22 protein-coding genes are annotated in these 26526 nt (G+C 63.9%); 11 read left to right on the top strand and 11 right to left on the bottom strand.

Going from position 1 to position 26526, the window contains the following annotated elements:
* Positions 1–97 precede the first annotated feature (97 nt).
* Genes dsbD through dsbG form a run of 3 tightly spaced genes read left to right on the top strand, consistent with a single transcriptional unit; the run spans position 98 to position 3452 of the window.
* Complete coding sequence (gene dsbD, locus VL52_RS17910; RefSeq protein ID WP_046158308.1) at positions 98–1861, top strand: protein-disulfide reductase DsbD; 1764 nt, start codon at positions 98–100, stop codon at positions 1859–1861.
* Positions 1858–2694, top strand: a complete 837-nt coding sequence (locus VL52_RS17905) for a TlpA family protein disulfide reductase (RefSeq protein WP_200896046.1) — start codon at positions 1858–1860, stop codon at positions 2692–2694. Before dsbD ends, VL52_RS17905 begins: the two co-directional genes overlap by 4 nt.
* Positions 2691–3452, top strand: coding sequence for a thiol:disulfide interchange protein DsbG (dsbG, locus tag VL52_RS17900; protein ID WP_046158307.1), 762 nt, complete (start codon positions 2691–2693; stop codon positions 3450–3452). Before VL52_RS17905 ends, dsbG begins: the two co-directional genes overlap by 4 nt.
* 134 nt (positions 3453–3586) lie before the next feature.
* On the opposite strand, the gene VL52_RS17895 is transcribed toward dsbG, so the two are convergent.
* Positions 3587–4243 carry a cytochrome b/b6 domain-containing protein gene (locus tag VL52_RS17895; protein WP_186009500.1) on the bottom strand — a complete coding sequence of 219 codons (657 nt, stop codon included), beginning with the start codon at positions 4241–4243 and terminating at the stop codon, positions 3587–3589.
* A gap of 226 nt (positions 4244–4469) precedes the next feature.
* Between VL52_RS17895 and tyrS the strand changes: the two genes are divergently transcribed.
* Entirely contained in the window at positions 4470–5744 is a 1275-nt protein-coding gene (gene tyrS / locus VL52_RS17890; RefSeq protein WP_046158306.1) for a tyrosine--tRNA ligase, read from the top strand.
* Between the two features lie 105 nt (positions 5745–5849).
* Here tyrS and VL52_RS17885 read toward each other — a convergent pair whose 3' ends face one another.
* The 7 genes from VL52_RS17885 to radC all read right to left on the bottom strand — a co-directional run bounded on the left by VL52_RS17885 (position 5850) and on the right by radC (position 10387).
* Positions 5850–6401 (bottom strand): flavin reductase family protein, encoded by a 552-nt coding sequence (locus tag VL52_RS17885; RefSeq protein WP_046158305.1) that lies wholly within the window; start codon positions 6399–6401, stop codon positions 5850–5852.
* A gap of 43 nt (positions 6402–6444) precedes the next feature.
* A complete protein-coding gene (locus VL52_RS17880; protein WP_052717575.1) occupies positions 6445–6729 on the bottom strand; it encodes a hypothetical protein in 285 nt (94 codons plus the stop codon).
* A gap of 209 nt (positions 6730–6938) precedes the next feature.
* A complete protein-coding gene (locus VL52_RS17875; protein ID WP_200896045.1) occupies positions 6939–8132 on the bottom strand; it encodes a DUF3443 domain-containing protein in 1194 nt (397 codons plus the stop codon).
* A 37-nt stretch (positions 8133–8169) separates the two neighbouring features.
* Complete coding sequence (locus tag VL52_RS17870; protein ID WP_046158303.1) at positions 8170–8613, bottom strand: DUF2844 domain-containing protein; 444 nt, start codon at positions 8611–8613, stop codon at positions 8170–8172.
* A gap of 195 nt (positions 8614–8808) precedes the next feature.
* On the bottom strand, positions 8809–9183 hold the full coding sequence (locus VL52_RS17865; RefSeq protein WP_046158302.1) for a Gfo/Idh/MocA family oxidoreductase: 375 nt from the start codon (positions 9181–9183) through the stop codon (positions 8809–8811).
* A 152-nt stretch (positions 9184–9335) separates the two neighbouring features.
* A complete protein-coding gene (locus VL52_RS17860) occupies positions 9336–9587 on the bottom strand; it encodes a hypothetical protein (RefSeq protein WP_021475733.1) in 252 nt (83 codons plus the stop codon).
* A gap of 125 nt (positions 9588–9712) precedes the next feature.
* Positions 9713–10387, bottom strand: coding sequence for a RadC family protein (gene radC, locus VL52_RS17855; protein WP_021475734.1), 675 nt, complete (start codon positions 10385–10387; stop codon positions 9713–9715).
* Between the two features lie 162 nt (positions 10388–10549).
* On the opposite strand from radC, the gene coaBC reads away from it, so the two are divergent.
* The 3 genes from coaBC to VL52_RS17840 all read left to right on the top strand — a co-directional run bounded on the left by coaBC (position 10550) and on the right by VL52_RS17840 (position 13341).
* A complete protein-coding gene (gene coaBC, locus VL52_RS17850) occupies positions 10550–11731 on the top strand; it encodes a bifunctional phosphopantothenoylcysteine decarboxylase/phosphopantothenate--cysteine ligase CoaBC (RefSeq protein ID WP_046158301.1) in 1182 nt (393 codons plus the stop codon).
* Positions 11732–11782: 51 nt separating this feature from the next.
* Complete coding sequence (gene dut / locus VL52_RS17845; RefSeq protein WP_021475736.1) at positions 11783–12235, top strand: dUTP diphosphatase; 453 nt, start codon at positions 11783–11785, stop codon at positions 12233–12235.
* 86 nt (positions 12236–12321) lie between these two features.
* Positions 12322–13341, top strand: coding sequence for a GGDEF domain-containing protein (locus tag VL52_RS17840; RefSeq protein ID WP_046158300.1), 1020 nt, complete (start codon positions 12322–12324; stop codon positions 13339–13341).
* Positions 13342–13517: 176 nt separating this feature from the next.
* Here the strand turns inward: VL52_RS17840 and VL52_RS17835 are convergent, their stop codons facing one another.
* Both VL52_RS17835 and VL52_RS17830 read right to left on the bottom strand, forming a co-directional pair.
* Positions 13518–15218 (bottom strand): bifunctional metallophosphatase/5'-nucleotidase, encoded by a 1701-nt coding sequence (locus VL52_RS17835; RefSeq protein ID WP_046158299.1) that lies wholly within the window; start codon positions 15216–15218, stop codon positions 13518–13520.
* Positions 15219–15436: 218 nt separating this feature from the next.
* Positions 15437–20245, bottom strand: coding sequence for an NAD-glutamate dehydrogenase (locus VL52_RS17830; RefSeq protein ID WP_046158298.1), 4809 nt, complete (start codon positions 20243–20245; stop codon positions 15437–15439).
* A gap of 476 nt (positions 20246–20721) precedes the next feature.
* Between VL52_RS17830 and VL52_RS17825 the strand changes: the two genes are divergently transcribed.
* The 4 genes from VL52_RS17825 (at position 20722) to VL52_RS17810 (ending at position 24100) form a co-directional block, all read left to right on the top strand.
* Positions 20722–21486: an ABC transporter substrate-binding protein gene (locus tag VL52_RS17825; RefSeq protein WP_046158297.1), complete on the top strand. Its 765-nt coding sequence runs from the start codon at positions 20722–20724 to the stop codon at positions 21484–21486.
* Positions 21487–21557: 71 nt separating this feature from the next.
* Positions 21558–22244 carry an ABC transporter permease gene (locus tag VL52_RS17820; RefSeq protein ID WP_046158296.1) on the top strand — a complete coding sequence of 229 codons (687 nt, stop codon included), beginning with the start codon at positions 21558–21560 and terminating at the stop codon, positions 22242–22244.
* Entirely contained in the window at positions 22241–22972 is a 732-nt protein-coding gene (locus VL52_RS17815) for an ABC transporter permease (protein ID WP_082113820.1), read from the top strand. Before VL52_RS17820 ends, VL52_RS17815 begins: the two co-directional genes overlap by 4 nt.
* Positions 22973–23104: 132 nt before the next feature.
* Positions 23105–24100: a GlxA family transcriptional regulator gene (locus tag VL52_RS17810; protein ID WP_021475743.1), complete on the top strand. Its 996-nt coding sequence runs from the start codon at positions 23105–23107 to the stop codon at positions 24098–24100.
* A 1-nt stretch (position 24101) separates the two neighbouring features.
* Here the strand turns inward: VL52_RS17810 and VL52_RS17805 are convergent, their stop codons facing one another.
* A complete protein-coding gene (locus tag VL52_RS17805) occupies positions 24102–26282 on the bottom strand; it encodes an ATP-binding protein (RefSeq protein WP_235429326.1) in 2181 nt (726 codons plus the stop codon).
* Between the last annotated feature and the right edge of the window lie 244 nt (positions 26283–26526).

Below are 26526 nucleotides of genomic sequence, written 5' to 3'. Positions count from 1 at the left end.
GCCGCCAAGCTTGCACGCGGCGGATTATCCCACGGTTAACGCTGCCTTAATCCTTCGCCAGCAGGCTTCCCGGCATCCCAACCATGAGGAGATGCCGATGTTGCGCTTCATCTGGAGCCTGCTCCTGCTCGCGTTGTCGTGGGCCGCGCCCGCCGGCGCGCAAACCGATTTTCTGCCGCCGGAGCAAGCGTTCCGCCTTAGCGTGGCCGAGCTGGGCGACGGCCAGGTCAAGCTGAGCTGGGACATCAGCGACGGCTACTATCTGTACCGCAAGAACATCAAAGTGGAAGCCCTGCCGACCGGCGACGCGCCTTCGCTGGAAATGCCGGCGGGCCAAATCATTTCCGACGAATTCTTCGGCGAATCGGAAGTGTACTTCAAACGCCTGGAAGCGCTGGCGCAAGCCAAGCAAGCGCGCCAGTTGCGCATAGGCTGGCAAGGCTGCGCCAAGGCCGGCCTGTGCTACCCGCCGCAAAGCCGCGTGGTCACGCTGCAAAACGGCGCGCCGCCAGCCGGGGCCGAAGCGGATATCGCCACGGATGCCGCCGCGAGCGCGCAAGGCGAAGACCAGGCGTTGGCCGGCCGGCTGGCGCAAGCGGGCATCGCCTGGGCGCTGCTGGCCTTCTTCGGCCTGGGCCTGCTGATGGCCTTCACCCCCTGCGTGCTGCCAATGGTGCCGATACTCAGCAGCCTGATCGTCGGCAGCGGCGCCAGCGCCAGGCGCGGCTTCGTGCTGGCGCTGGCCTTCGTCCTGCCGATGGCGCTGACCTACGCCGCCCTGGGCGCGGCCGCCGCCGCCATGGGGTCCAATCTGCAAGCCGCCTTGCAAACCCCATGGGCGCTGAGCCTGTTCGCCGGCTTGTTCGTCCTGTTGGCGCTGGCGATGTTCGGCGCCTACGAATTGCAGCTGCCCGCCTTCCTGCGCGACCGCCTCAATCAAGCCAGCCAGCGCCAGCAAGGCGGCACGATTGGCGGCGCGGCCGGCATGGGCGTGTTGTCGGCCTTGCTGGTGGGCCCGTGCATGACCGCGCCGCTAGCCGGCGCCCTGCTGTACATCAGCGAAAGCGGCGATACGCTCAAAGGCAGCCTGGCGCTGCTGGCCATGGGCCTGGGCATGGGCACCCCCCTGCTGGCGGTGGGCGCGCTGGGGCCCGAGCTGCTGCCGCGCCCCGGCTTGTGGATGAACCGGGTCAAGGCTGCTTTCGGCTTTGCGCTGCTGGCAATGGCCATCTGGTTCCTGGCGCGGGTGCTGCCCGCCGCCGCCGCATTGGCCTTGTCCGGCGCGTGGCTGTTCGCCGTGGCGGCGGGACTGTTCCGCATCAGCCACCCCTGGCAAGCCAGCGGCCGGCAATGGCTGCTGCGCGGCAGCGCCATCTTGCTGGGGCTGTGGTCTGCCGCCATGCTGCTGGGCGCGGCCGCCGGGCAAGGCAATCCGCTGCAACCCCTGGCCTTCTCCTTGTCAGCCAGCGCCGGCGCGCCGGCCTCGGCGATGGATGCCTTTGCCACGCTGCGCAGCCCCGCCGCCTTGCAGCGGGAACTGGACGCCGCCCGCGCCAACGGTCAATGGACGCTGGTGGACTACTACGCCGACTGGTGCGTGGCGTGCAAGGAAATCGAGCATGAAGTGTTTGGCGACGCCCGCGTGCAGCAAGCCTTGGCCGGCATGCGCCTGCTGCGCCCGGACGTCACCGCCGCCAGCGACGACAGCAGCCAACTGATGGCCTCGCGCCAGGTGCTGGGGCCTCCCACCCTGCTGCTGATCGGCCCAGACGGCAAAGAGCGCCGCGCGCAACGCATCATCGGCAAGTTAAGCGCCGATGCATTCCTCGCCCGCCTGAAACAGGCCAAAGAACAAGGATGACCATGCTGAGCTTCCACTTAGGCCCGCTGGCCATTCCCGCCGCAGCAGCGCTGCTCGGCGGCGCGCTGCTGGCCGCCCATGCCGCAGGCTGGCTGGCCGGCCGCCGCCACGGCGTCAGCGTGGCCAGCCATCTCAACGACCTGCTGCTGTGGGGAGCGCTGGCCGCGCGGCTGGGCTTCGTCGCCATCTGGTTCGAACAATACCGGGCGCAACCCTGGAGCATGCTGGACCTGCGCGACGGCGGCTTTTCGCTGTGGGCCGGCGCGCTGGGTGCCTTGGCCTTGGCGCTATGGCGCGGCTGGGCGCAGCCCGCCCTGCGCCAGCCGCTCACGGCGGCGCTGCTGGCCGGCGGGCTGGTTTGGGCCTCCGCCCAGGCTTGGCTCGCGCGGGAGGAAGCGCAGCCGCTCTCCGGCCAAACCCTGCGCAGCCTATCCGGCGCGCCCGTGACGCTGCCAGCCTTGGCTCAGGGCCATCCCGCGGTGGTGAATCTATGGGCCAGCTGGTGCCCGCCATGCCGCCGTGAAATGCCGCTCTTGCAGGCCGCCCAGCAAAACGAGCCGGCCGTCCGCTTTGTCTTCGCCAATCAAGGCGAAGACAAAGCTACGGTCAGCCAATACCTGCAAGCGGAAGGGCTGCGGCTGGAGCATGTGCTGCTCGACCCAAGCGGCGCGCTGGGCGCGGAATACGGCTCCGCCGCGCTGCCCACCACCCTGTTTTTCAATGCGCAAGGCCGCCTGGCCGCCACCCACTTGGGCGAACTCTCCGCCGCCACGCTGGCCAGCAAGCTGGCCGCGCTGCGCGACGCGCCCCATTCAGCAAAGGACACTCCATGACCACTCCATGCCGAAACTGGCTGCTGCCGCTATTGGCCCTGCCATTCAGCCTGCCAGCGCTCGCCGCCCCGGCCAGCCCCTTGCCAGCGCCGCTGCAGGCGCTGGAGCAGCAAGGCTATGAAATCCTGGACCGCTTCTCCGCCCCCGGCGGGATGACCGGCTACGCCGCGCTCTACCTGAGCCGGCCGCAAACCATCTACCTCACCGCCGACGGCAAGCAGGCCATTGTCGGCGCCATGCTGGATAGCAAGGGGCAAGCCTGGAATCAGGCCGGCTTGGACAAACAGTTCAGTCAAGCGCTGTGGCAACAGCTGGAAGGCAGTTTCTGGATCGCCGATGGAGAAAGCAAGGCGCCGCGCGTGCTCTACGCCTTCACCGACCCCAACTGCCCTTACTGCAACAAGTTCTGGAACGATGCCCGCCCCTGGGTCAAAGCCGGGAAAGTGCAAATCCGCCATATCATGGTTGGCATCATCAAACCGGACAGCCCCGGCAAGGCGGCGGCCATTCTGGGCGACAGCAACCCGGCCGCCGCTTTCGACCGCCACGAGCGGCAACACGCCAGCGGCGGCGTCAAACCATTAACCGCTATTCCGCCAGCCGTTCAGGCCAAGCTGGACAGCAATCATCGACTGATGGAGCGCTTCGGCGCGTTCGCCACGCCCATGATTTTCTTCAAGGACGACAAGGGGAAAATGCAGAAGGTGCAAGGCGCGCCGCCTGCCAGCAGCCTGCGGCGAATCCTGGGGCCCCGCTGACAAGCTAAAATACAACGGCGGCGCGCAGCAAAGCCGACGCGCCGCCGCGATGGCAGCCTCATGCCGTTTACCTGACAATCGGCACGCAAGCGAAAACCGTTTTCAACGACACGCCGCAGACTATGGGCTGGCCCCTACCGCAGCAGCGCGAAATACAGGCCGCCGGCCGACAGTAACAGCGCCGCCAAAGCCAGCGCGCCGTGCGCGAAACGCAAGCTCGGCTTTTCTCCGGCCATTTTCTTGTAGCCGGTGAGCATCGGCCCCACCAGATTCTGCTTCTTCACCACCCGGTAGACGACGATGGCGGCGATATGCAGCGCCACCAAGCCCAACAAGCCGTTGAACAGCAGCTTGTGCGCGCCGGTGGCGGATTCCGCTAGGCCGCTGTCGATGTGCTTGGCCAGCGGGCCGTCGTACAGATAACTGTCCACATCGGCGGCGAACAAGCCGGTCAGCACCTGCGCGGCCAGCGCCAGCAGCATCGCCACCACCATCCAGCCGCCCAGCGGATTGTGGCCCGGCGCTTCGCGCTCCGGCAACTCGCCCTTCAGATAGCGCAGGATGGCTTTCGGACCGCGCACGAAACTGGAAAAGCGCGCGGTCTGGCTGCCGATCACGCCCCAGATCAGACGGAACACCAGCAGCGACGCCAGCGCGACGCCGCAATAGATATGGTATTGCAGCCATTCGCCGCCCTGCTCGGCGCAGTACCACATGGCGCAGAACAATCCCACCAGCGTCCAGTGGAACAAACGAGTGGGAACATCCCATACCTTGACCTGCTGCGACATCGATTTTTCCTTTTCTGATTTCCCGCCCGACATTTTGCCGCAATGCGGCATCTGGGCAAACCCGCCCATGCTATGGGTATGGCTATTCTACGCCCGGAAGCGCAATTCGCTCCATTTTCGGTTAAGATGGACGTTTTTCCCGGCGACGCGAAGCGGCGTCGGAACCGCATCCCCTGACGGCCCCGCAACGGGCCGTTGTTTTCTACCGTGTTGGAGACCCAGTCAAATGACGCAAACCGCCCTTCTTCAGGATCTGGAGGCCCGCGGCCTCATCGCGCAAACCACCGACATGGCCGCGCTGCAAGAACTGCTGAACAAGGAATCGGTTACGCTTTATTGCGGCTTCGACCCGACCGCGGACAGCCTGCACCTCGGCCACCTGGTCCCGGTTCTCATGCTCAAGCGCTTCCAGCAGGCCGGCCACCGGCCGGTGGCGCTGGTGGGCGGCGCCACCGGCATGATCGGCGACCCGAGCTTCAAGGCCACCGAACGCAAACTGAACACCCCGGACATCATCGAAGGCTGGGTGGATAAAATCCGCAAGCAGGTGGAGCCCTTCCTGTCCTTCGAAGGCGGCAACGCCGCCATCATGGCCAACAACTACGACTGGTTCGGCCAGATGGGCGCTCTGGAGTTCCTGCGCGACATCGGCAAGCATTTCTCGGTCAACGCCATGATCAAGAAGGAAGCGGTGCAACAGCGCATCGCCCGCGAAGACCAGGGCATCTCTTTCACCGAATTCTCCTACAGCCTGCTGCAGGGCTATGACTTCGCCGAACTGTATCGCCGCCACGGCTGCAAGCTGCAGATCGGCGGCTCCGACCAGTGGGGCAACATCACCGCCGGCACCGACCTGACCCGCCGCATCCATCAGACCCAGGTATACGGCCTGACGCTGCCCTTGATCACCAAGGCTGACGGCACCAAGTTCGGCAAGAGCGAAGGCAACGCGGTCTGGCTGGACGCGAGCAAAACCTCGCCTTACGCCTTCTACCAGTTCTGGCTTTCCACCGCCGACGCCGACGTGTACAAGTTCCTGCGCTACTTCACCTTCCTGTCCGTGGACGAGATCGCCGCGATCGAGGAGGCCGACAAGACCCGCGAGGGCAAGCCGGAAGGCCAACGCATCCTGGCCGAGCAAGTGACCGCGCTGGTGCATGGCAAGGCCGCGCTGGAAGCGGCGCAGCGCATCACCCACAGCCTGTTCAGCAACGATCTGTCCAGCCTGACCGCCGATGACTTCGCCCAGCTGGCGCAGGACGGCCTGCCGACCATCCACCTGGACAAGAGCGCCAGCGGCCTGGTCGACGCGCTGGCCGCCGGCGGCCTGGCCAAGTCCAAGAGCGAGGCGCGCACCTTCATCCAGAGCGGCGCGGTCAGCGTCAACGGCATCAAGGTGGACAGCCTGGAGCACGCCATCGGCGACGGCGAGCGCCTGTTCGGCCAATACTCGCTGCTCAAGCGCGGCAAGAAGCTGTATGCGCTGGTGGACTGGCAGTAAGCGCCGCGACGCCAACAAAAAAGCCCGCCGTGAAGGCGGGCTTTTTTTATCGGATCACAACCACGGCGCTTGGCGCCTGTTTGCGATCATAAGCGGGTTCTTTTCTTATACGCTGAACGCCTCGCCAGTGGCGAAGAAAGCGCCGCCCGCGATGTAATGCAGGCTGCGCTTGGCGTCATCGGCGAAATGCCAACGGCCATCGCTGTAAACTTCGCTGTCGGCCTGGGCCGCGACGACTTCGCCGATGAACAGATCGTACTGCTGCTGGTTATGCGGCTCCTGCACCACCCTGCATTCCAGGTAAGCGATGCAGCCGGCCACCCGCGGCGCGCCCACTTTCAGCCCAGGCATCGGCTCCAGCCCGCTGGACGCGAACTTGTCCTGCCCGTGGCCGCTCTCGCTGCCGACCTGCACCACCTGCGCCGCCTGAGCGCGGCACGGGATGTTGAGCACGAATTCGCCGCTGGCCTCGATCAGCTCGCGGGTATAGGTGGACTTGTCCACCACCACCAGCACCTTGGGGGGATCGAAATCCAGCGGCATCGCCCAGGCCGCCGCCATCACATTGAGCCTGCCGCCCGCCGCGCTGCTCACCAGCACCGTCGGCCCGTGGTTCAACAATCGATAGGATTTGGCCAGTTCCACATCCGCCAGCATGGTCGTCTCCGTCGCGCAAAGACGACCATTCTAACAGCAAGCGTCAGCCGGCCGGGACGTCCAGATGGCACAGCTGAAGCTGCAGGCCGTGGTCGCGCGCCAGAATGGACTCGACCAGCTTGCTGCGCGCGGCGATGTGATGATCGGCGTGCCAATCCTTCAATAGCGCCATGCCCAGCTCAAAATAGGACTGCTCGATCCCGCACAGCCGCCTCAGGTCGAACGGCTGCCCCAGTTGCAAGCCAGCCACCATTTGCAGCAACACCTCCACCTGTTCCGGCTCTTCGCTCTGATCCAGCAACTGGCGTATCTTCTTCGCCGCGTTCACGCTTGTTCCGAAATAAAAATGACATGGAAATGTAGCATGGAACGAATGCTGGCTTAACTGATATTTCGTGCTGCCCATATAACAAAAAAAGGCCCGGAATGTTCCGGGCCTGTTTGCCATTATCCTCAAGCACAAAGACAGAGGAGATGTCATCGTGATGACGATTGCGTTATAGATCAGATATTGTTGCGCCGCAAGATCGGACTAGCTCAGAAAATATACATAGGTCCGGATCCCAAGGCATTGCTGCCGCCGACAAAACCGATGAACACGCTGCGCCCATAGAAGAACGGCAGGCCCCAGTCGAATTGAGTGGACAGTGAGCCCGAGGCCGGCGCCGCAATGCCGGGCATGGCCGCATTGTTGCTGCTCGTCAGATACTGCGCGCTGATCACGCTGAAGTTGATCGTGCTGCTGCTGGAGCCGCTGGACAGCACCGCGCTCAGATTCTGCTGCGAAGACGGGCAAAACCAAGTCGAACTGTATACCGTACAAGTGCTTATGCCGTTATCCGGGAAGAACAGGATATTGGAGCCGCTATCGATGAAACTGGAATAGCTGACGCCCTTGTAACTGGTGTTGATGGTAAAGCCGGAGTTGGCTGCCGGGAAAGCCTGCGCTCCGCTGGGAATCGCATTGTTCGACTGCGTGCCTATACCGAAAGTCAGCGAGCCCGTCGCGGTTGCCGCGCCGGTTGCAGCCACGCCGGGCAATTGCAGCAGCACGCCATTGTTATCGCCGCTGAACGCCGCCACCGGATTCGCCACCTGCTGCGAAACAGGCACCGCGCCGCCGACACAGCTGGATGCTCCAGAGCATAAGTAATACACGCTGTTGGACGTGCTGTTCGCGCAACTGCCGCCGCAGTCCTGCAGAGCCTGGCTGACGCCAAGGATCCCATTCGCCTCAAGACCGGCAAGCGTGCCGTCATTGGTGCCCCGCGACGCGCAGCCGCTAGGAACCGTGGTATAAACCGGGTCCGATATCACCTGCATCGGCAACGAGCTCGCCACCTTGCCCGCCATCTTGACGTCGGCCAGTTTGACCGCGCCCCAGGTGATGCTGGTGACAAACTGCATGCACTCCACTACCTGGCGGCTACTCACCTGCTGGCTGCCCAGCCCGGCAAGCAGCGGGGCGCTCAAAGCCGACGCCAGTATCCGCAAGCCGGTGGAGCCGGTGTCGACGAGGACGTGATCTATGGTCTGGCAATTGCTAGTGCTGCCCGGCGCGCACACGGTGACCGAGACATAAGGAATGTTGAACGCCCCCTGCACGCCGCTTGGCCCCGAGTCCACCGTCATCGCCACGCTATTGGCGGAAGTGCTGCCGCCATTGCCGCCGTTGGACAGATTGTCTCCCCCCCCGCCGCCGCCGCCACCGCAGGCGCTCAACAACAGCATCAGGCATATCGATATCATTCTGCGCATCGTTTCGCCCTCATTTCAGCTGGTCAACGGTCACGCCCGCCGGCAACAGCGCGCTGTCGCAAGCAAAGCCGGAAAATGCTCCCAGCCTGCCGCGGGACTGCACCACAAAGCCGCCGGCCTGCCCTTGCAGCGCATTCAGTCCTCGACGATTGGACTGCTGGGCTTGGCGGAAAGCGGGAAAATAATCGCCCAGCAACTGCTGCAGGTCCGGCAGCGTCGGTCCGCTCCAGGTCACGGCGAAAACGGTGCCGTCGCCGGCGACATACTGGCGTATCACCCTTCCCGCCACATCCTGATCCTGCACCACGCGATAGGGCGCGCCGATGGCTGCCGCCGTCAATTGACGGCCCGCCACCGGTGTGGAAGACGATAAATCGATGCGCTGCCCAAGGGCGGCGAAGGCGAGTCCGGGCAGCAATAGCAGCAGCCAGGCGGATGAAGATGGCTTGATCATTTAATTCCCCTTGCACGGCAATGAAGGATAGCCCGCGGCGCCATACCGCGCGGACTACACTCTCAGCATACAAGAACGCGGCCTCGCCGGAACCGCCGACCGGAGAATAAAAAAGCGGGAGGCGCAAGCCTCCCGCATCCCCTCGTGCAGCTCTCCCTTATCGCTGGGACAGCCTCACATTCCAAACATTCCAGATCAATAGCTTAGCTCGTCATGCCTGGTTTCCACCCAGCGGCCGGCGCCCAGCGACAGCATCAGCAAGGCGACCCGCTCGTGCACGATCACGGTATGGGTGTTGCCGGAAAACTGCATGTAGCGGCGCAGATCTTCCCTTACCTTGCGGGACCCGGTGACGTCGATGATGATGTCGACGCGCTCGCCCTGCTCGGCGATCTCGATGAAATTATCGGTCACCGGCACGCCGCGCTCCTTGGCCAGCAGAATGCCCGGCAACCGCAGATCCAGATCCGCCACGCCGACCAGATCGACGAACGACGCATCCAGCAACTGCTTCAGCAAAGGCGTGCCTGTTTCCCCCACTCCCACCATGCCTATCCTGAACTTTTGCATACGCGCTCCACGCTCCCGATTTATGACTGGCAAATAACAGCCGCCACTCTAGAACATCGCGCCCGTGCCGGAGTTGAGGCAGGTCAAACCACGGCCGCCAAACGAAATGGCCCGGCGTCGGCCGGGCCATCGGGGAATGCGGAGACAAAACGTCAATGCAGATTCTGCTGCGACAGGAAACGGAGATAGCCCAGGCCTTCCAGCCAGAACCCTCCGTCGGCCAGCGGCGTGGCATCGGTCAGGTCGGCCACGGTCAGCACCAGCTCCTGGCCATCCAGCGTGGCTTCCAGCACCACGTCGTCGTCGTCCGAAAACTCTTCTGAAACCGTGTGGAAGTCCGGCTTGACGAACTGGTTGTTGACCTGAATGTAATCCGATTCATTCAGCAAACGCAGGATGTTCATGACGACCTCCTTATGATGCGGTGGAGAACAAAGGTCAAGCAAACAGTTATTGTTCGCGGGCCCCGTCATCGGGGGCGGCACTGTCAAACCGCCATCGCATCAAGCCCCGCGCGCTCACGCGCCTGCTACAGCCAACCACGCTCGGCGAACGACTCCGCGTGCCCGCCGGTCACGACAAAATGGTCAAGTAACCTGATATCGACCAGTTCCAGCGCCCGCTTGAGCGTGTCGGTCAGCACCCGGTCGGCGCTGGACGGCTCGCTGACGCCTGACGGGTGATTATGCGCGATAATCAGCGCCGCCGCATTGTGCCGCAACGCCCGCCGCAACACTTCACGCGGATACACCCGGGTCTCGGTCAAGGTTCCCTTGAACACTTCTTCGACTTCGATCAGCCGGTTTTGTGCCGACAGAAAAATCACAACAAATGTTTCAACCTCCCGCCTGCCTATGCTCAGTCTCAGATAATCCCTCACCTGCTGCGGGCTGGACAGCGCGTCGCCCAGTTTCAGCTGCTCCGACAGCGCCCGCCGCGCCAGCTCGGTGCAGGCCATCAATTGCGCGTATTTCGCCTCGCCCAGGCCCTGCTTGGCCTTGAACGCGGGCAGCGGCGCGGCCAGCAGCGCCGAGAGGGAGCCGAATTCCTGCAACAGCCGCCGCGCCAGCTCCACCGCGTTGACGCCCTTGATGCCGGTGCGCAGGAAGATGGCCAGCAATTCGGAATCGTTAAGCGTCGCGGCGCCCTGGGACAACAGCTTCTCCCGCGGACGCTCGGACTCGGGCCAACTGGCGATGGACATCTCGCATCCTCCTTCTGGCTATAGCATTGTTTGTGGGGTCAGGCCAACAAGATAGAAGCAGGCAATGACATTAACATTGGCATGAACTGCCGACGACACGACCACCCGAAAGGACAAATCCGCTAGAATGGCCAGTTTACGGCTGATTTCGAAACCATAGAGATGACTGCCAAACGCATCCTCCTCGGCATCGGCGGCGGCATCGCCGCCTACAAGTCGGCCGAGCTGACCCGCCAGCTGATCAAGGCCGGGCACCAAGTGGAAGTGGTGATGACCGAATCGGCCACCCATTTCGTGACGCCCGCCACCTTCCAGGCGCTGTCGGGCCACACCGTTTACACCGACCTGTGGGATCCGCGCCCCAGCAACGCGATGGCCCATATCGAGCTGTCGCGCCGCGCCGACGCCTTCCTGATCGCGCCGGCCACCGCCAACCTGCTGTTCAAGCTGGCCCACGGCGCTTGCGACGACCTGGTCTCGACATTGGCCGCGGCGCGGACCTGCCCGCTGATCGTCGCCCCGGCGATGAATCTGCAAATGTGGCAAAACCCGCCCAACCAGCGCAACATCGCCCAGCTGGAAGCAGACGGCGTGACCGTGTTCGGCCCCGGCAACGGCTTCCAGGCCTGCGGCGAGACCGGCGACGGCCGCATGCTGGAGCCGCATGAAATCGTCGAGCTGCTGCACGGCTTTTTCGCCGACAAGCTGCTCGCCGGCAAAAAAGTGCTGCTGACCGCCGGCCCCACTTACGAAGCGATAGACGCGGTGCGCGGCATCACCAACATCAGCTCCGGCAAGATGGGCTACGCGCTGGCGCGCGCCTGCCGCGACGCCGGCGCCGAAGTCACGCTGGTATCCGGCCCCACCGGCATGGAGACGCCGCTGAACGTGCGCCGGCTGGACGTGCAGAGCGCGGCCGAGATGCAACAGGCGGTGCTGACCGAGGTGGGCCGCAGCGATGTGTTCATTTCCGTGGCGGCGGTGGCCGACTACCGAGTGAAGAACCGCAGCGAGCACAAGATCAAGAAAGGCGCCACCGCGCCGACGATCGAGCTGGAAGAAAACCCGGACATCCTGGCCACCGTCGCCAGCCTGCCGGCCGCGCCGTTCTGCGTCGGCTTCGCCGCCGAAAGCCAGAACCTGCTGGAATTCGCCGAGGCCAAGCGCAGGCGCAAGAAGCTGCCCATGCTGGTGGCCAACCTCGCCCAGCAGGCGATGGGCGCCGACGACAATCAGGTGGTGCTGCTGGACGACGCCGGCGAGCACCCGCTGCCGCAGATGCCGAAGGACGACGTGGCCGCCGCCATCGTCCACCACCTGGCCGCCCTGCTGGCCAAGCGCTGAAGAATCAACCATCGGGCGGCTTTCGGCCGCCCCGCATCACAAGGAAACACCATGCAACCCGTAATCGACGTCAAGATCCTGGACGCGCGCCTGCGCGACAACCTGCCCGCCTACGCCACCTCCGGCTCGGCCGGCCTGGATCTGCGCGCCGCCACCGAAGAGACGATGACCATCCAGCCGGGCGAAACCAAGCTGATCCCGACCGGCATCGCCATCCACCTGAACGATCCGGGCCTGGCCGCCATGCTGCTGCCGCGTTCCGGCCTCGGCCACAAGCACGGCATCGTGCTGGGCAATCTGGTCGGCCTGATCGATTCCGACTATCAGGGCCAGATGTTCGTCTCGGTCTGGAACCGCGGCCAGGAACCGTTCCGCCTGGAGCCGATGGAGCGCATCGCCCAGATGGTGATCGTGCCGGTGGTGCAGGTGGGCTTCAATATCGTCGACGACTTCGACGCTTCCGACCGCGGCGCCGGCGGCTTCGGCAGCACTGGTCGCGGCTAGGACTGTTTTCTTCGGCGGCTTGCCTATAATTCTGGGAACTTGCGGCGCGGACGCGCCGCATCGCGGCCATTCCAGGAGTTCCCGCCATGCCGACGTCTCCCGCGGAGCAGGATGAAAGCAAGCTGCTGCTCGACAATCTGGTCGAGCTGACCTCGCAGCGCGAGCAGGAAATGCTGGAGTCCAGCCTGCTGTCCACCCTGGTGGAGCTGATGCATGTCGACAGGGTCGAGCTGTTCGCCTGCCGCCGGGTCAACGGCTCGCCCTATCTCTGCCGGCGGCTGGAAGCGCTGGCCGCGTCCGGCAAGCCGGAGGTCCGCGAAACCCCAGCCGACGGCTGGCTGCCCCCTTCCCCGTTCCTGCGCGAGCTGTTCAGCCATGCCCATCACGACAACACAGCGCTGCTGCGCATTCCCAGCGGCCTGTGCCTGCCCTTGCACTGCATGGGCAACATCACCTCGCTGGTGGTGATCCACTGCGGCCCGGACGCCGACGTCAACCGCGACATGCTGCTGGCGATGGCGCGGATACACGAGAACTTCCTGCGGCTGCTGTTCGAGGCCGACCGCGACATGCTGACCGCGCTGCACAACCGCCGCAAGTTCGACCTGCGCTTCTACAACCTGATCGCTTCCCTGCAGCATGAGGCGGAGTCCGCGGCCACCCATATGCTGGCCTTGCTGGACATCGACCATTTCAAGCAGGTGAACGACCGCTTCGGCCACATGGTCGGGGACGAGGTGCTGCTGCTGATGGCTCAGCTGATGCAGGCAAGCTTCCGCGAAGAAGACGGACTGTTCCGCTATGGCGGCGAAGAATTCGCGCTGCTGCTGGAATGCGGGGACGCAGAGCCGGCCGAAGTCGCGCTGGAGCGCTTCCGCGCCTCGGTCCGGCGGCACGTTTTCCCCCAAGCAGGCTGCATCACCATCAGCATCGGCTACACCCCCATCACGCCCGGCCTGCTGCCGGACCAGCTGCTGGAACAAGCCGACCGCGCGCTTTACTACGCCAAGAGCCACGGCCGCGACCAGGTCTGCGGCTATGAAAAGCTGGTGGCCGGCGGCAAGCTGGAATCCCCGCTCATCGCCGACCAGATAGACTACTTCTGAAAGCCCGCCCCATGCCTGCCGCGCGTCGGCGGCACGGCGAAAACAGCCTCGGAATCTCACGCGCCGTATGCGCGCTGCGCTTCTTCAGCTGTTTTCTCCTTGTCTCGCCCTCGCTCGCCGGACTTTGAACAGGCGCAGAGCCCTTCCACCTGCCCGCAGGCGGAGAGGCCCATCGCTCATGGCAGCTGAACGATGCGGTTCAGCGCCGGCACCGGCAAGTTGGCGTGCTTGGCCAGATAGCTTTGCAGCACGTCCACATCCACCCCGCCGCCGACGCGGTTGCCGCCTTCGGTCAGCACGGTAAAGCCGTCGCCGCCGCCGGCGATGAAGTTGTTCACCTGCACCGTGTAGCTGGCTGCGGGATCGATCTTCACGCCGTTGATCGTGATGCTGTTGATGTCCACCTTGCTGCCGGCCGGGGCCGACTGGCTCCAGCTGTAGCTGAAGCCGGACGACACCTGCAGGATCTTGGGCTGGGACGGATTGCTCCATTGCTGCTCCAGCAAGCGGTCTATCTGCGCGCCGGTCAGCGTCATCGTCATCATGGTGTTGCCGAAGGGCTGCACGGTGTAGATCTGCTTGTAGCTGACGCTGCCGTCTGCCGCCGGCGCCAGATCGGCGCGGATGCCGCCCGGATTCATGAAGGCCGCCACTGCGCCCTGCGCCTTGCCCGCATCCAGCTGGGAATCCGCGAGCACGTCGCCCAGCGTCGACTCGCCCGCCGCGCTGGCGCTGCGGGTCAGCGCGCCCGCCAGCGTGCCTACGGGCTTGTTGCCTTTTTCCGCAGCCTTGCCCAGATAGAACTGAACCAGGCTGCTGATATTGGCCAGCGGCGCGATGTCCTGCGTCACCAGGCGATTCACCGCCTGGATCGACCCCGGCACGAAGGTCCGCGTCGCCGGGCTCAGCTTGAAATTGATCTCGGTGAACAACTGGCCATAGTTCTTGGCGCTGGTGACGGTGCGGCCGTCGATCTGGCAGTTGTAAGCCTGATGGGTGTGGCCAGTGACCACCAGCCCCACCGCCTTGTCCAGTTTCTTGACGATGTCGACGATGGGGCCGGAAATGCCCTTGCACTCGTTGTAGTTGCCGCTCTGGTAGCCGCCCTCGTGCACCACCACCACCACCGCGGCCACGCCCTGCGCCTTCAGCTTGGGCACCAGCGCGTTGACGGTGTCCGCCTCGTCCTTGAAGCTCAGGCCCTGGATGCCGGTGGGCGTCACTATGTCCGGCGTGCCCTTCAGCGTCATGCCGATGAAGGCGACCGGGATATTGCCGTATTTCTTGATCTCGTAAGCCGGAAACAGCGTGCCGCCGTCCTGTTTCTGCACATTCGCCGCCAGGAACTTGAACTTGGCGCCGGCGAAGCCGCCGCCGTATAGACAAGAAGTATCGGCCGCGCCTGGCTTGCAGCCGCCATTCTGCATCCGCAGCAATTCATCCTGGCCATCGTCGAATTCGTGGTTGCCCACCGCATTGATGTCCAGGCCCAGCAGATTCATCGCCTCTACCGTCGGCTCGTCGTGGAACAGGCCGGACACCAGCGGGCTGGCGCCGATCAGGTCGCCGGCCGACACCACCACGGTGTTCGGCGACTGCGCGCGCAGCTGCTTGACCCAGGCCGCCAGATAGTCGACGCCGCCGGCCGTCACCTTGACGGTCTTGCTCGGGTCCTGCGGATCGGGAATCGCCAGCGCGCCTGGCGCTTCCAGGTTGCCGTGGAAATCGTTGAAGGCGATCATCTTGACCGCCACCTGGCCGGCGGCGGCTTCGTCGCCGGTCTGGGTGCGCGTCGCGCTCACGGACGAGGAATCGGACATGCAGCCGCCCAGCGCCAGCGCGGCGCCCAGGGTCATGCCCAGCGAAATCAGTTTCATCACTTGCTCCTTGTGTATTGTTCTTAACGAAGCCCGCCGCTGCCACGGCATGACGTCGAGATCGGCAAAGATACACAATTTCAGTGACATTTGAGCTACTAAAATCCACAAAACCAATGTAAATCCGATATTCCGGCATTATCAACAAAAACGCCGCGAGGAGTCCTCGCGGCGTTTTTCATTCCGTCCTCGCGGCCGGAATTTTCAGGCCATCGGCATCAGGCCAACAGGTGGTTGTTCAACTCGCGCATGCCGGCGGACAGCATTGCCAGGTCGAGCGCGCTGAACGACTGCAGCTCGGCGAACATCTGGCCGCAGATTTCCACCGCGCCCTGGCGGTTGACCAGCCACTTGGCGGCGAAGTCCGCCGCCGATACGCCTTCCAGCGCCTGGCGGGCCAGATTGCGATGCACGCTGTACAGGTCGTCGCGCAGCGCGGAACGAGCCAGCGACTGCCAACGGTTGTCGCGCGGCAGGCCGGTGATGGCGTCGCGCAGCCAGTCCAGCTGCAGCGTGCTGCCCAGCTGGAAATAGTTGGCGGCCACCTGCTCCAGCTTGAGCTTGCTGCCCTCGCTGATCTCGATGATGTCCATCAGCGGCACCGCGAACTCCAGGCGCGCCAGCACCTGGGTCAGCGGCTGCGGCAGGTTGGCGTGGGCGATGCGCTGCTCCAGCGCGGCCACCGCCGGGTAGTCGGCGGCCGGAATCAGCTTGGGCAGCTGCGCCAGCAGGCCCTGCACCTTGGACGCGTACTGCTCGATCACCGCGTTGACGGAGCCGAGCGGACGCTTGTTGCGCAGCACCCAGCGGGTCACGCGCTCCACCAGCGTGCGCACCAGCACCATCAGCTGCATCTGCTGGTCGGCCGGCACCTTGTTGTCCAGCGCCTCGATCTGGCCCCACAGGCTTTCCGCGTCGAACACGCGGCTGGCGATCCACCAGGCGCGGGCGATGTCGGCCGCGGAGAACGGCGACTCCTCCTGCATCCGGAACACGAAGGTGGTGCCCATGCGGTTGATGATCTGGTTGGCCAGCTGGTTGGCGATGATCTCGCGGCGCAGTTGATGCTGTTCCATCTGCTTGCCGAAGCGCTGCTGCAGCGGTTTCGGGAAGTAGTTGACCAACACCGGCAGGAAGTCCTTGTCGTCCGGCACGTCGGTGGCCAGGATAGCCTGATCCAGCGAAATCTTGCTATAGGCCAGCAGCACCGCGATCTCGGGCACGGTCAGGCCCTGGCGGGCGAGGCGGCGCTCGTTGATCTGGGTTTCGGACGGCAGGTACTCGATCTCGCGGTTCAGCTCGCCGGTCTTTTCCATGTGCGCGATCATCCGCGCATGGGTGGTCAGCATCGCCGCCGACTCCTGGCGCTTGATCGCCAGAATCTGGGTCTGCAGCACATTATTGCGCAGCACCAGGTGGCCCACTTCGTCGGTCATCTCGGCCAACAGCTCGTTGCGCTGCTTCAACGTCATGTCGCCGGCCTGCATCACCGCGCCCAGCAAGATCTTGATATTGACCTCGTGGTCGGAGCAATCCACGCCGGCGGAGTTGTCGATGGCGTCGGTGGCGATGCGGCCGCCGGCCAGCGCGAACTCGACGCGGCCCAGCTGGGTGCACGTCAGGTTGCCGCCTTCGGCCACCACGCGGGCTTGCAGCTGGTTGCCGTTGACGCGCACCGGATCGCAGGCGCGGTCGCGGGCGTCGGCATGGCTCTGCGTGGACGCCTTGACATAGGTGCCGATGCCGCCGTTGTACAGCAGATCGATCTTGGCCTTGAGGATCTCATGGATCAGCTCGTTCGGCGCCATGTGATCCTTGCTGGTCTCCAGCCACGCCTTCACTTCCGGCGACAGCGGGATGGACTTGGCGCTGCGCTCGAAGATGCCGCCGCCCTTGGAGATCAGCTCGCGATTGTAGTCAGTCCAGCTGGAGCGCGGCAGATTGAACAGGCGCGCGCGCTCGGCGAAGCTCTTCTTCGCGTCGGGAGTCGGGTCCAGGAAGATGTGCAGGTGGTTGAACGCCGCCTTCAGGCAGATATGCTCGGACAACAGCATGCCGTTGCCGAACACGTCGCCGGCCATGTCGCCGATGCCGATCACGCTGAAATCCTGCTCCTGGGTGTTGATGCCCAGGTGGCGGAAGTGGCGCTTCACCGATTCCCATGCGCCGCGGGCGGTGATGCCCATGCCCTTATGGTCGTAGCCGGCGGAGCCGCCGGAGGCGAAGGCGTCGCCCAGCCAGAAGCCGTAGGCCTCGGAAATGCCGTTGGCGATGTCGGAGAAGGTGGCCGTGCCCTTGTCGGCCGCCACCACCAGGTACGGATCATCCGGGTCCAGGCGGCGCACGTCGGTCGGCGGTATGATCTGGCCGGTCACCAGGTTGTCGGTGACGTCCAGCAAGGCGGAGATGAAGATCTTGTAGCAGGCGATGCCTTCGGCCAGGAAAGCCTCGCGCTCGGACGGCGCCGGCAGCTGCTTGCCGACAAAGCCGCCCTTGGAGCCCATCGGCACGATCACAGAGTTCTTCACCATCTGCGCCTTCACCAGGCCCAGCACTTCGGTGCGGAAGTCTTCCATCCGGTCGGACCAGCGCAGGCCGCCGCGGGCCACCTTGGAGCCGCGCAGGTGCACGCCTTCGACGCGGGGGCTGTAGACCCAGATTTCGAACATCGGCCGCGGCTGCGGCAGGAACGGAACCTGGCTGGATTCCAGCTTGAACGAGATGTAGGACTTGAACTGGCCGTCTTCCGCCTTCTGCCAGAAGTTGGTGCGGCGGGTGGCCAGGATCACGGCCAGGAAGCCGTTCAGGATGCGGTCTTCGTCAAGGTTGGCCACGCCGTCCAGCATGCCGCGCACCGCGGCCAGCAGCAGTTCGCCCTTGTCGTCGTCGAAGCCTGCCGGGTCCAAACGGGCGTAGAACAGCTCAACCAGGCTGCGGGTGATGGCCGGGTAGTTGGCCACGCACTGCTCGATATAGGCCTGGCTGAAAGTCAGCCCGCCCTGGCGCAGATACTTGGCCAGCGCGCGCACCAGCGAAATTTCGCGCCAGTCCAGCCCCGCCACCAAGGCCAGGCGGTTGAAGCCATCGTTTTCGCAACGCTTGGCGAACACCTGGGCCAGCAGCTCCTGGAAGTCCTGCTGCACCTGGTCCTGCGCCATCTGCTCGCCGAAACCGCCGACGTCGAGGCCGAAGTCGCTGATCCACACCTGGCTGTTGTCGCTGCGCTTCACGCAGTACGGGTGCTCGTCGCGCACCTTGACGCCCATGTTCTCGAGGATGGGCAGGCTGGCGGACAAGCCCAGCGGCTCGCCTTCGCGGAACAGTTTGAGATTGAACGATGCGCCGCCGCGATGGAACGGTCGGTACAGCTTCATCGCCAGCGGCTGCTCGGGGCAGATCGCCTCCAGGTGCTGGACGTCCAGCACCGCGTTGCGCACCGCGAACTCTTCGCGGTAAGCCAGCGGGAAGCCATCCTTGTAGCGGTTGAACAGGCCATTGCCGCGCTCTTCGCCGTGGGCTTCCACCAGTTGCTGGTGCAGCTCTTCGCTCCAGCCGCGCACCAGGCGGGCGATTTCAGCCTCGATGTCGGCGGCGTGGAATTCAGGCAGCTTGGCGGATGCGGTGCGGATGATGTAATGGACGCGGGCCAGGGTGCCGTCGCCGATCTGCACGCTGAACTCGGCGCTGGCGCCGTTGAAGGCGTTCATCAGCACCTTTTCGATCTTCAGCCGCACTTCGGTGCTGAAGCTGTCGCGCGGCACATAGACCAGGCTGCTGACATAGCGGTGGTAGCGGTCGGCGCGGACGAACAGCCGCACGCGCGGACGTTCCTGCAGGCTGACGATGCCTTCGACGATCGGCGCCAGCACTTCGGCCGGAATCTCGAACAGTTCGTCGCGCGGGTAGCTTTCCAGCACGAAGCCCAGAGTCTTGGACTTGTAGCTGTCGTCGACGAAGTCGCAGTTCTTGACGACGGTGGACACCTTCTGGCGCAGGATGGGCACATCCTTCGGCGACATCTGGTAGGCGCTGGCGGTGTAGAGGCCCAGGAAGCGGCGCTCGCCGATCACCTGGCCCTTGTCGTTGAAACGCTTGATCCCGACGAAGTCGACATAGGCCGGACGATGGATGATGGAGCGGGTCTGCGATTTGTTCAGGATGATCAGCTGCGGCAGATGGGCGAGTTCGCGCAGCTCCTGCGGCAGTTGTTCGAAGCTGGCGGAGTACTCCTTGTCGCCCTGCTCTTTCAGGATGCCGAGGCCGGACTCCTTGACGATCTTCAGGCTGTCCTTGCCGTCGCGCTTGACCAGGTCGTAATCGCAATAACCCATGAACAGGAAGTTGCGGCCAGCCATCCAGTCGAGGAAGGCTACCGCCTCCTTGGCCTCGGCGGCGCGGTCGCCCTTCAGCTTGGCCAGGTCCTTGCCGATGCCGGCCAGCACTTCGCGCATTTTCGGCTCGTCGCTGACCACCAGGCGGATATCGGCCAGCACGCGCTTGAGCTCGGCTTCGAGCTTGGCCAGCAGCTCGGCGTCGCTGATGCGGTCGATCTGGACGTGGATGAAGGATTCCAGCGGCAGGCTGCGGTCCTCGGTGCGCTTCACCTCGGCCAGCACGCCGCTCTTGTCGCGGGCAACCGCCAACACCGGGTGGACCAGCAGATGCAGATTGAGGTTGTATCGCGACAGCAGCATGGAGATCGAATCGATCAGGAACGGCATGTCGTCGTTCACCACTTCGATCACCGTGTGGGTGCTTTGCCAGCCGTCGCGTTCGAAATCGGGGTTATAGATGCGGCACTTGACCTGTCCGGCAGAGCGCTTGCCGGCGAACTCGTAGTGCGCCATCCCTGCGCCGAACAGATCGAGCGAGGAGAACTGCCTGAGGTCGGCATGTTCGGTCTCTTCGAAATAGATCGGGAAGAAGGCGGCGAGTCGTTGGGTCTCCTTTGAAGAAAGCTTGCTCTCGGCCACTGCCTGAATATCAGCGATCAGGCTGGCCAGTTCGGTCTTGTTGGTAAGCGACATTTAGCTTCTCTTGTTGTGAGCAGGGAGGTTGTCGGGGCATTGTAGATAGCGCCACCCCGGCCGGATTTCCTTAATGCGACATGCACTTACACAAAAAGCGCCACGCCTATCCCAGAGGCAACAACGCAGGCGCATAAGCCGCCCGAAAATCCAGCCGACACCTTACAGCAAAGCGACGGACAATTACACAAATCTCGTAACAGCACGCATTGTAGATCATCAAACAATTATCGCGTAACTTGTTGATTTTTATGATATTTCCATTTGCTCGCAAAAGTAAGGTAGAATGTGCGCACTTGCTTGTGGGGATTGACCAAATCAGCCGCTTATTGTTGGCTATCGCAAAAACCGTTGGTCAATTCAGAACACAAAACGGCCCGGATCGGAACATTAACGTCGCCTCCGGTGCGGGGTTTACAAGCCGGCCGCCTGCGCATCGCGCCAGCGGCCAACGAGAGAGAAGTAGAAGCAACATCATGAAAAAAGCCCTGATCGCAAGCGCCGGCATCGCCCTGCTCGCTTCCCTGTCCGCCCAGGCGGAAACCCTGCGCATCGGCGTGGATCTCAACTACCCGCCCTTCTCCAAGCAAGGCGCCGACGGCAAGCCGCAAGGTTTCGACATCGACATCGCCAATTCGCTGTGCGCGGCGATGAAAGTCACCTGCCAGATCGTGCCCCAGGACTGGGACGGCCTGATCCCGGCGCTGAACGCCAACAAGTTCGACGCCATCATCTCCTCGATGCAGATCACGCCGGAGCGCCAGAAGGCGGTGGACTTCTCCCACAAGTACTACAACATCGCCAGCCGCATGGTGGCCAAGGACGGCACCAAGGTGGACGCCGCCAGCCTGAAGGGCAAGAAGATCGGTGTGCTGCGCGCCTCCACCCAGGAAAAGTTCGCCAAGGACAATTGGGGCAAGAACGGCGCCGCCATCGTGTCCTACGCCAAGTCTCCTGAATCCTTCCTGGATCTGAAGTCCGGTCGCGTGGACGCCGTGTTCGTCGACAGCGCCGTCGGCGAGCAGGAGTTCCTGAAGACCGCCCAGGCCAAGGGCTACGCCTTCGTCGGCCCCAACTACTCCGACGTCAAATACTTTGGCCCGGGCTGCGGCATCGCCGTCAAGAAGGGCAACAAGGCATTGGTCGAACGCCTGAACAAGGCCATCGACCAGATCCGCAAGGACGGCGCCTACAAGAAAGTCCAGGACAAGTACTTCAGCTTCGACATCTACGGCGGCTGAGCCCTGAACTGAACCACCCGATACGACGCCGGCGCGCCGGCGTCGGCAATCCCCTTTTCCGAGATTGCTTCATGCTTCAAGGCTACCTTCCCAGCATCCTCGAAGGCGGCGTGCTGACCCTGAAACTGGCCGGCACCTCGCTGGTCGTGTCCGTCGCGCTCGGCCTGGTCGGCGCGCTGTTCAAGTCCAGCCACTCCCGCCCGCTGACTCTGCTGGCCGAATTCTACTCCACCGTGGTGCGCGGCATTCCCGACCTGGTGTGGATGTTCCTGCTGTTCTTCGGCGCCCAGATGGCGCTCAACGACATCTGCGGCTATTTCGGCTGGCAGAGCCCGGACATCAACCCCTTCGCCGCCGGCGTGGCCACGCTGGGCTTCATCTTCGGCGCCTACATGACGGAAACCTTCCGCGGCGCGATGATGGCGGTGCACAAGGGCCAGATGGAAGCCGGCCTTGCTTACGGCATGTCTCCGTTGCGGGTGTTCTTCCGCATCCAGCTGCCGCAGATGGTGCGCTACGCGCTGCCCAGCTTCTCCAACAACTGGCTGGTGCTGGTGAAGTCCACCGCGCTGGTGTCGGTGATCGGCCTCAATGACGTGATGTACCGCGCCGACGCCGCCAAATCCGCCACCCAGCAGCCGTTCGATGTCTACGTCGTCGTCGGCGCGCTGTTCCTCGTGGTGACCGGCGTATCCAACCTGCTGCTCCACTGGCTGGAGAAACGCTATTCGATGGGCGCCAAGGAGAGCGGACTGTGATCGATCCCCAACTGATTATCGAGCGGCTGCCCGAGTTCTTCGGCGCCCATGACGGCGGCCCGATGCTGTCCAGCACCGACGGCCTGATCCTGACGCTGGAGCTGCTGGGCCTGTCCCTGCTGCTGGGCCTGGCCATGGCCGTCCCGCTGGCGGTGGCCCGCGTCTCCAAGAACCGCGCGCTGGCGGGCGCGGTCTGGCTGTTCGGCTACGTGTTCCGCGGCACGCCGCTGCTGGTGCAGCTGTTCATCATCTACTACGGCCTCGCCCAGTTCGACTGGGTGCGCGACAGCTGGGCCTGGCGCTATCTGCAGGACGCCTACGTCTGCGCGATCCTGGCCTTCACGCTGAATACCGCCGCTTACACCACCGAGATCATCGCCGGCCAGATCCGCGCCACCCACTGGGGCGAAATCGAGGCGGCCCGCTCGATGGGCATGAGCCAGTGGCTGATGCTGCGCCGCATCGTGCTGCCATCGGCGCTGCGCCGCGCGCTGCCGGCCTACAGCAACGAAGTGATCATGATGCTGCAGAGCACCGCCATCGCCGGCCTGGTGACGCTGGCCGACCTGACCGGCGTCGCCCGCCGCATCTACAGCGAAAGCTACATGCCGTTCGAGCCCTTTCTCACCGCCGCGCTGATCTACCTGGCACTCACCTTCGGCCTGGTCTGGCTGATGAAGCGGGCCGAGCGCCGCTACCTGGCCTTCCTCGCGCCCCGCAAGCAGTGAGGCCGCGCGGGCCGGCAACAATTTGTGCCGGCCCGCTGAAATAAATCGTACAATGCAGGGCGAGATAACGCCGCCATGCCAGGCTTGCCTGCCATGGCGGCATTTTTGCCAACTGACACAGACAATCACACCATGGGTCACCCGCCCCAAACCGGCAAAGCCCTGCGCTTTGGCTTCCTGCTCCTGCCCCACGCCTCGATGGCCGACTTCGCCAGCGCCTCCGAGGTGCTGACGCACGCCAATCTGCTGGCGGAAAAGCGCCTGTACGAAACGCTGCTGCTGTCGCTGGACGGCGCGCCGGTGCAGCTATCCAACGACATCAAGCTGGCGGTGGACCTGCCGCTGTCCTACGCGCCCAAGCTGGACTACCTGCTGATCCTGGCCGACGAGATCGTCAGCGATTTCGCGCTGGAAGACCTGAGCAAGGCCCTGGGGGGCGGCAACGCCGACAAGATGACCCTGGCCGGCCTAGGCTGCGGCAGCTACTGGCTGGCGCGCGCCGGCCTGCTGGCGGGACAGCGCGCGACGATACACTGGCGCGAAATCGCGCGGCTGACCGAGGAATTCCCGGACGTGATCGTCACGTCCAATCTGTACGAGAGCGAGGGGCGCTGCCTGAGCTGCGCCGGCGGTGCCGCCACCTTCGACTTCATGCTGGACCTGGTCGGCAAGCAGCAGGGCCACGAATTCATCGCCCAGCTGTCCGAGCTGTTCAGCATGGAGCGCATCCGTCCCGGCAACGAGCGCCAGCGCATCCCGCTGGCCACCCGCATCGGCGGCAGCCAGCCCAAACTGACCGAGGCTGTCAGCCTGATGGAAGCGAATATCGAGGAGCCCCTGTCCACCGACGACATCGCCTACTACGTCGGCGTGTCCCGCCGCCAGCTGGAGCGGCTGTTCAAGCAATACCTGGGCACGGTGCCGTCGAAATACTATCTGGAGCTGCGTCTGAGCCGCGCCCGGCAACTGCTGCAGCAAACCAGCAAATCCATCGTCCAGATCGGTCTGGCCTGCGGCTTCTCCAGCGGTCCGCATTTCTCCAGCACCTACCGCAACCACTTCAACATCACGCCGCGCGAGGAACGCGCCCAACGCGCCCTGCCCGGCGCGCTGACGCGCGCATCCTGAACTAGCTCAGCTGCCGCTCCGCCTGCAGGGCCAGCGGCAGCTCGATCCGGAAGCAGGCGCCGCTGGCCGGTATGTTTTCGGCCGAGATCAGCCCGCCGTACTGCTCGACTATGGTCTGGCAGATCGACAAGCCCAAGCCCATGCCATGCGGCTTGGTGGAGAAGAACGGGTGGAACAGCACTTCCAGCAGATCGGGAGTAATCCCACGCCCCGTGTCTCTCACCTCCAGGATTCCCTTCCGCCCCTCGCGCCGGGTATGGATGATCACGTGCCGTTTCATAGGCGGCTCGTCCTTCAAGGCATCCATCGCGTTGGACAGCAGGTTCAACACCACCTGCTCCAGCTGAATGCTGTCCGCCATCACCGGGATGGAGTAACCGGACAATAGCTGCACCACTTCGATGCCCCGCTCGCGCAGATCGTACTCCGCCAGGAACATGCAGTTGCCCACCACCTGGTTGATATCGATCAGCCGCGTCTCGATCGCCCGTTTGCTGACCAGCGCTCGCAGCCGCTTGATGATCTCGCCGGCCCGGCCCGCCTGCGCCACCGCCAGCTTCAGCGCCGAATGCACCTGCGGCGGCGCGTCATCCACGCCCTCCAGCATCTGCATCGCCGCCTGGCAATAATTGGAAATGGCGGTCAGCGGTTGATTGAGCTCATGTGCGATGCCCGAAGCCATCTCCCCCATCGTGTGCAGCCGCGCCACGTGCGAGAGCTTTTCCAAATGCTCCTTGACCCGGGTTTCGCTGGCCTCCAACGCCTCGGCCGTGCGTTGGCGCAGCGGCCCCATGTCGCGCAGCGCGCACACCACGCCGATCAGCACGCCGTCGCGGGACAGCAGCGGCGCGACGCCGCCCTCGACGAAATGCACCTTGCCACGCGCGGTGGTCAGCTGCATTCTTTCCTGCAACTCCACCGGCAGACCGGTGCGGAAGCACTCGCCTATCGGATCCTCGGCGAACTCCGAGGCCAGCTCCCCCAGCAGCCGGAACACCTCGTGGCAAGGCTGGCCCAGCACCTCTTCGGCCGGCATTTCCACCAGCCTCAGCGCCATTGGATTCGCCATTTCAATGTTGCGATCCTGGCGCAGGATCATCACCCCGTCATGAATCGCATTCAAGGTCACAGACGCGCGCTCGCTCTGCAGAAACAGCTCCTCATCCGCCAGGCTGCGCTGCCTGCGCAAGGCCATGCGCTGGGAATATATCAGGCCGGCGGCGGCCAGCAGCAGCGTCAGCAACAGCTCCCTCAACAGCAGCGGCAACAACGCCAGATCGCTGACGCGGACGTCCTGGGCGACGCCCAGCACGAATGGCTGCGCTTCGCTGTTCAGCGGCAGCTTCGCCTCCAATCGGGTGACGACCGGCCACCAATCATGCTCGGCGACGCGATGAAGCCGCTCATACAACAGCTCATGCCCGCCCTCCTTGGCCAGCAAGGCCAAATCCAGATTATTGGACAGGCTGGCATCGACCGGCAATTGCAACAGCCGATCGCAGAAAACCACCAGCACCGCCATCCCGGCTAGCCGCTTTCTGCCTGGCGATTCCGAGTCCCGGAACAAGGGCTGCATCAGCAGATAGGCCCGCCCACCGCCGTCATACAGTTCGAAGGGACGAGAAGACACTTTCTGCCCGCCGGAAATCGCCCGCCGCAAATCCGGAGCGAAATAGGCATCGCCAAGCACGTCATAACCATAAACGGGACTGGCTGCCGGCAGATCCGGCTCTATCATCGAGACGACTAGAGACTGGGCTCGCACCGGGGCAGGCTGCCAGCTGCGTCGCCCCACGACGTCGAAATCGCGGATATAGAAAGTCTCGCCGAAGCGTTGCTCCATCTCTCTCAGGAAAACCACCCGATTATCGGCGGAAACATTGCGGAGAAACTGGATGGCGTACAACTGCTGATAACGGGGAAGCATCTCACGGGAAAAGGCGCCGACGGCAGCCGCATCAAACGGCTCGCGCGACAACAGCAGCGCATCGATCGCCGACAGCACCGACTCGTTCTGGTCCAGCCGCCTGGCCACACCCGCATACGCCTGATGCGCGGCCAGCTCGAAGCCGTCCTGCAAGCGGCGATATTCGCTCACTCCCCACTGCGCCGTCACAAGCAGCGTGCAGGCAAGCCAGACCGCGCCGAATAGCAGCCACTCGCCGCCCTTGAATTTGCTCAAGACTTCCGCCCTAGGGGTTAATTCGACATTTTGAATAATATGCGCTGCATAAAATATCTGCCGCGCATTTTTGCAAAAATGCAGATCTCCCGCAACGACATAAGATGGACAGTCTGTCCAAGAATTCACACTACATTGACCTTTCCCCAGTTGGTATACCACTGATTAGGTAGCAATCAGGCGTGGTTGGGGTAAGCGTTTCTCCCGGTATTCGGCCGGGGTCAGGTAATTCAATGCACTGTGC

The organism is Chromobacterium vaccinii (genome assembly GCF_000971335.1).
Classification (GTDB): Bacteria; Pseudomonadota; Gammaproteobacteria; order Burkholderiales; family Chromobacteriaceae; genus Chromobacterium; species Chromobacterium vaccinii.
Note: the sequence above shows the minus strand (reverse complement) of the source record. Positions and strands in the feature narration are given on the sequence as shown.

Excerpts from the sequence above, each read along its gene's own strand:
- dsbD (WP_046158308.1), top strand. The coding sequence starts at position 98 with ATGTTGCGCTTCATCTGGAGCCTGCTCCTGCTCGCGTTGTCGTGGGCC.
- VL52_RS17905 (WP_200896046.1), top strand. The coding sequence starts at position 1,858 with ATGACCATGCTGAGCTTCCACTTAGGCCCGCTGGCCATTCCCGCCGCA.
- dsbG (WP_046158307.1), top strand. The coding sequence starts at position 2,691 with ATGACCACTCCATGCCGAAACTGGCTGCTGCCGCTATTGGCCCTGCCA.
- VL52_RS17895 (WP_186009500.1), bottom strand. The coding sequence starts at position 4,243 with ATGTCGCAGCAGGTCAAGGTATGGGATGTTCCCACTCGTTTGTTCCAC.
- tyrS (WP_046158306.1), top strand. The coding sequence starts at position 4,470 with ATGACGCAAACCGCCCTTCTTCAGGATCTGGAGGCCCGCGGCCTCATC.
- VL52_RS17885 (WP_046158305.1), bottom strand. The coding sequence starts at position 6,401 with ATGCTGGCGGATGTGGAACTGGCCAAATCCTATCGATTGTTGAACCAC.
- VL52_RS17875 (WP_200896045.1), bottom strand. The coding sequence starts at position 8,132 with ATGCTGTTGTTGAGCGCCTGCGGTGGCGGCGGCGGCGGGGGGGGAGAC.
- VL52_RS17870 (WP_046158303.1), bottom strand. The coding sequence starts at position 8,613 with ATGATCAAGCCATCTTCATCCGCCTGGCTGCTGCTATTGCTGCCCGGA.
- VL52_RS17865 (WP_046158302.1), bottom strand. The coding sequence starts at position 9,183 with ATGCAAAAGTTCAGGATAGGCATGGTGGGAGTGGGGGAAACAGGCACG.
- VL52_RS17860 (WP_021475733.1), bottom strand. The coding sequence starts at position 9,587 with ATGAACATCCTGCGTTTGCTGAATGAATCGGATTACATTCAGGTCAAC.
- radC (WP_021475734.1), bottom strand. The coding sequence starts at position 10,387 with ATGTCCATCGCCAGTTGGCCCGAGTCCGAGCGTCCGCGGGAGAAGCTG.
- coaBC (WP_046158301.1), top strand. The coding sequence starts at position 10,550 with ATGACTGCCAAACGCATCCTCCTCGGCATCGGCGGCGGCATCGCCGCC.
- dut (WP_021475736.1), top strand. The coding sequence starts at position 11,783 with ATGCAACCCGTAATCGACGTCAAGATCCTGGACGCGCGCCTGCGCGAC.
- VL52_RS17840 (WP_046158300.1), top strand. The coding sequence starts at position 12,322 with ATGCCGACGTCTCCCGCGGAGCAGGATGAAAGCAAGCTGCTGCTCGAC.
- VL52_RS17835 (WP_046158299.1), bottom strand. The coding sequence starts at position 15,218 with ATGAAACTGATTTCGCTGGGCATGACCCTGGGCGCCGCGCTGGCGCTG.
- VL52_RS17830 (WP_046158298.1), bottom strand. The coding sequence starts at position 20,245 with ATGTCGCTTACCAACAAGACCGAACTGGCCAGCCTGATCGCTGATATT.
- VL52_RS17825 (WP_046158297.1), top strand. The coding sequence starts at position 20,722 with ATGAAAAAAGCCCTGATCGCAAGCGCCGGCATCGCCCTGCTCGCTTCC.
- VL52_RS17820 (WP_046158296.1), top strand. The coding sequence starts at position 21,558 with ATGCTTCAAGGCTACCTTCCCAGCATCCTCGAAGGCGGCGTGCTGACC.
- VL52_RS17810 (WP_021475743.1), top strand. The coding sequence starts at position 23,105 with ATGGGTCACCCGCCCCAAACCGGCAAAGCCCTGCGCTTTGGCTTCCTG.